We start from the raw sequence: 918 nt of genomic DNA, 5'->3' as shown, positions 1-918 counted from the left end.
GGCTGCAACCGCGCCTGCGGCCGTGGCGGCAGCGACTCCGATTGAACCAGCGGCGGCAGCGGCTGACTTGGTGACGTAGCGGACGGCCTGGTTGCTCATGGTGCTCCTTTTCAGGACGGGCTCTTCAAACTGATACAACTCTGTCGGGGCTGTCTCAGTTCCGGCCATGCGTGTGCTGTGAGCGAACTGTGAACGTTCAGCACACGCCGGGCGCTTCCGTACTAGGCTGGATGGCAGACAAAACCGCCCGTTTCCGGGCCACCCCCAACGATCACAAGGAGAGTCATGGCAGGCGAATCCACATTCGACGTCGTCAGCAAGGTAGACAAGCAGGAAGTCGCCAACGCGCTCCACCAGTCCCAGAAGGAAATCGCACAGCGATACGACTTCAAGGGCGTCGGCGCTGAGATCGACTTCAGCGGCGAGAAGATCCTCATGAAGGCCAACTCAGAGGATCGAATCCTCGCTGTCCTGGACGTGTTCCAGTCCAAGCTCATCAAGCGCGGCATCTCGCTGAAGTCCCTCGACCAGGGCGAGCCTTACCCCTCCGGCAAGGAATTCCGCCTGGAGTGCTCCATCAAGGAGGGCATTGCCCAGGACATCGCGAAGAAGATCAACAAGATCATCCGTGACGAAGCCCCTAAGTCCGTCAAGTCCCAGATCCAGGGCGACGAGCTCCGCGTCACCTCGAAGTCCCGCGATGACCTGCAGGAGACCATGAACATCCTCAAGAAGTTCGAAGAGGCCGATCTCCAGTTCGTGAACTTCCGCAGCTAGGACTTCGCGGCGGCCCAAGCCGCCAACCAGAAGTACGACGACGGCGCGTTGCCCCCTGAGCGGGCAACGCGCCGTCGTCGTCGTTAACGGAGACAGGCGCGTCACTCCACGCAGCCTTTTGGGGCCGAGGCCTGGCGAAGG

The 918-nt window shown here is 61.2% G+C and carries 1 protein-coding gene; it reads left to right on the top strand.

Annotated features, from left to right (window positions below):
- Positions 1 to 285 precede the first annotated feature (285 nt).
- On the top strand, positions 286 to 777 hold the full coding sequence (locus AHiyo1_RS00495) for a YajQ family cyclic di-GMP-binding protein (protein ID WP_059387254.1): 492 nt from the start codon (positions 286 to 288) through the stop codon (positions 775 to 777).
- The last annotated feature ends 141 nt before the right edge of the window (positions 778 to 918 follow it).

The sequence above is a fragment of the Arthrobacter sp. Hiyo1 genome (assembly GCF_001263615.2).
GTDB lineage: Bacteria > Actinomycetota > Actinomycetes > Actinomycetales > Micrococcaceae > Arthrobacter.
This window is presented reverse-complemented; position numbering and strand designations above follow the sequence as displayed.

Bases quoted from the DNA above. Each gene is read 5' to 3' on its own strand.
- AHiyo1_RS00495 (WP_059387254.1), top strand. From the start codon at position 286: ATGGCAGGCGAATCCACATTCGACGTCGTCAGCAAGGTAGACAAGCAG.